The sequence below is a fragment of the Salinicola sp. genome (genome assembly GCF_982684285.1).
The window spans coordinates 1-3,146 of the sequence record NZ_CEXLVS010000349.1 but is presented as its reverse complement, the minus strand read 5'-3'; the positions used below and the strand labels follow the sequence as shown (position 1 = coordinate 3,146).

The 3,146-nt window shown below is 64.4% G+C and carries 3 protein-coding genes; all 3 read left to right on the top strand.

Translation table 11 applies throughout. The annotated features are described in order from the left end of the window. Positions 1-620 (top strand): TolC family protein (locus tag AC3AYF_RS19590; RefSeq protein ID WP_295038859.1); only part of this gene is annotated, 620 nt, incomplete at its 5' end. 259 nt (positions 621-879) lie between these two features. Further along, positions 880-1,269: an MAPEG family protein gene (locus tag AC3AYF_RS19585; RefSeq protein ID WP_295038856.1), complete on the top strand. Its 390-nt coding sequence runs from the start codon at positions 880-882 to the stop codon at positions 1,267-1,269. A gap of 155 nt (positions 1,270-1,424) precedes the next feature. Continuing rightward, positions 1,425-3,146, top strand: a 1,722-nt coding sequence (locus AC3AYF_RS19580) for a putative bifunctional diguanylate cyclase/phosphodiesterase (RefSeq protein ID WP_487780228.1), incomplete at its 3' end; no start/stop codon positions are given.

Genomic DNA, 3,146 nt, shown 5'->3' with positions numbered 1-3,146 from the left:
GGGATAACGTCCAGGTCCAGCTGGCCGCCGAGCGTCAGCGCGTCGCCAGGATCGACACCGACGTGCGTCGCGCCTCCCGCTATCCCGAGCTCAACCTGGTCGTCGGCTACAGCGATGTCGACAGTAACGATGCGCTGCGCACCAGCAGCGACCTGACCGCCAGCGTGGAGATGAACCTGTCGCTCTACCAGGGGGGATACACGACCGCCAGCATCCGCCAGGGGGAACTGACGGCGCTCGCCGGAACGGCATCGGTGGAGAACGAGAGTCGTTTGGCCAAGCAGGAAGTCCGCAAACGCTTGAGAAGCATGCAGGGCGACCTGCGCCAGATCGAAGCCCTGCAGCGCTCGGTGGAATCAGGAAGCCTGTTCCTGCAGGCGGCGATTCGGGGTGAGTCGCTGGGCTTGAGGGACCTGGTCGACGTGCTCGACGCCCGCTCTTCGCTCTACGACCTGCGCATCCGCTTCGTCGAGACGCTGTGCCTCTATCTCAAGGATCGCACCTATCTCGACGCGGCCGTCGGCCAGCTCGACACATCGACCCTGACGGATGTCGCCGGCATCCTCTCCCGCGTCGAGCAGACCGGTGCCCCCGCCACCGCGGTGCCGGCCAATGGTTGATCCCGGCCATCGACGCTCCTTTGGCACCCTTGGCAATACCTGCCATGAGTCATCCTCATCAGACATGCGGTGAGCCTGGGGTGAGTCCTCCGACCTGCGGCAACGCCCGCTGCCGGGTCATTCGAGGATGACGCCGCCCCACCCCGGCTTCTCGCCGAAAGGATCGATGACACGGAAGCAGCGGCTGGCAGGCGATCTGCTACCTTGATCGAGAGAGACGGGAAAATGTCGCGAAGGGAAGCCGATCGAGAGGATGGCGATGAATCTACCGCTGTGGTGTCTGCTGATAACCGCCCTGTTACCGTTCTGGCTGGCCTTCTGGGGCAGCAGTGTCAGGCGGCGTGAATTTGGGCGGATGGACAATCATCACCCGCGCCAGCAGTACGCGCGAATGGAGGGCCGAGGCGCCCGTCTCTGGGCGGCACAGCAGAATGCCTGGGAAGCCCTGGCCCTGTTCACCGCCGCCATCGTCGCCGTCGAGACAGTGGGGAGCGGCGGCTGGCTGGCGGATGTCGCCTGCGTCATCTTCGTGGTGGCCCGGATCGGCCATGGCCTCTGCTATGCGCTGGATCTGGCCACCCTGCGTTCGGCGATCTTCGTGGTGGGTTTTCTCGCGGTTCTGGCTCTGTTCGCCATCGCGCTGCTGTAAAGCCCGAGCCCGGTTGGGCGCCTTGCACGATCATGATTGGCGCCAACTGCGCATGGGCGACGCCCTGACATCAAGTTTTCACTGAAGCCGCCGATACGGTTTCCATCACGCCGCGTGAATGCATTTCGCCATTCAGCGCGATCGAGATCCACTTCATGCCCATTGATGACGATCCACAGAGTGACCAGCCTCTCGATGGCGGAAGAACCGCCGGAGGGGCGACCTCGACCCCGGTGTCGTCGCGGCATTCGATGACCGGGGACGAAACCCATCGCCTCTGGCTGCTGGAAGCGATGACGGCCGCCAGGGCCTCCTATTGGCGATGGTCGTCTCCGGACCGCGGCTTCCTGTGTGGCACGGCCGTGGGCGACACCGTCGAAACGCATGAGCAGATGTGGATCGACTGGTGGTCGCTGCTGAAGACGATGCCATCGACCGAGCGCCGCCGCTTGATCTCGCTCTGGCGGCGCATCAACGGCGGCGAGCAGAGTGACATCGACCTGTTGATACGCGCCGACACCCGCCAACCCACGGTCTGGTGGCGTGTCCGTGGCGCGGTCGTCGCCAGGGACGAGGCGACGGCGCCACTCGTCGCTACCGGCACCTGGGAGATCATCGACGACCCCCGCGATCAACGTGGGCGTAGCAGCGTGAGAGCTCACGCTTTCGCAGCCTCCCGCGATCCGATGCTGGTGGTGGACGAGCGCTGGCACATCCTCGAGACCAACGATGCCTTCACCGAGCTCGGCGGCCGGCCACCGGACCAGATGCAGGGCCAGGCGCTGCAGCGCTACATCGAAGCCGAGGTCCTGAGGTCCGATCCGTCAGCGACCGCGGTCAGTGACCGAACCCTGCACCACGAGGGGCTCTTTCACGTCGACGGAGAGCCTCCCATTCCCGTCGAGCTGGCACTGAGTCACTTCACGCTGGGTGATACCGGGCAAACCCATTACATCGTTGCCCTGCGCGACATCTCCGCCCGCAAGCGTTCCGAGCGGGAACTCGAACATCTCGCCAGAATCGACACGCTGACCCAGCTCCCCAACCGGGCGACGCTTCAGCAGACCCTGAACCGGCGCCTGCTCAAGCTCGCCCCGGAACATAGCTTGGCGGTGCTTTTCGTCGATCTCGATGGCTTCAAGTACATCAACGATTCGCTGGGCCACCAGTCGGGCGATGCGCTACTGAAAATCATGGTCAAGCGCCTGCGTGCCACGCTACGGAGCAAGGACCTGGTCGCACGCTGGGGCGGCGATGAATTCGTGGTGGTGATCGACGTCGACAGCGACAGGCAGCTGGCCGACAAGATCGCCAGGCGACTTCTCGAGGCGCTATCCCATCCCATGGTGATCAGCGGGCATCAGATCAGCGTCACCGCCAGCATCGGCATCGTCCACGCCCCCGAGAACGGTCGCGATGGCGAGACCCTGCTCAAGCATGCGGACATCGCCATGTACGCCGCCAAGGACAGGGGCAAGAACGCCATCGTCGCCTACCACCGGGAATTGAAACATCACAACCTGGAGCAGATATCGATGCTCTCGCGCCTGCGCGAGGCGATCGCCAAGGATTCGATCGATTTCGTCGTCCAGCCCAAGTTCGATGACGGCAATCGCGTGATCGGTGCCGAACTGCTGGCACGCTGGACGACCGAGGAGTATGGCCAGGTGCCACCCGGCGTTTTCGTGCCACTGGCGGAGCACAACGGCATGGCATCATCGTTGGGGAACCTGGCGATCGAGAGAGCCGCGCAGTACGCCGCCCTTCTCGCCGCGACCGGCAACCCCCTGCCCGTTGCGGTCAACATCTCTGCCCTGCACGTCATGGATGACGAACTGGCGGACACGCTGCGACGCGCCTGCGAACGCCACCGGATC

Bases quoted from the DNA above. Each gene is read 5' to 3' on its own strand.
- AC3AYF_RS19585 (WP_295038856.1), top strand. From the start codon at position 880: ATGAATCTACCGCTGTGGTGTCTGCTGATAACCGCCCTGTTACCGTTC.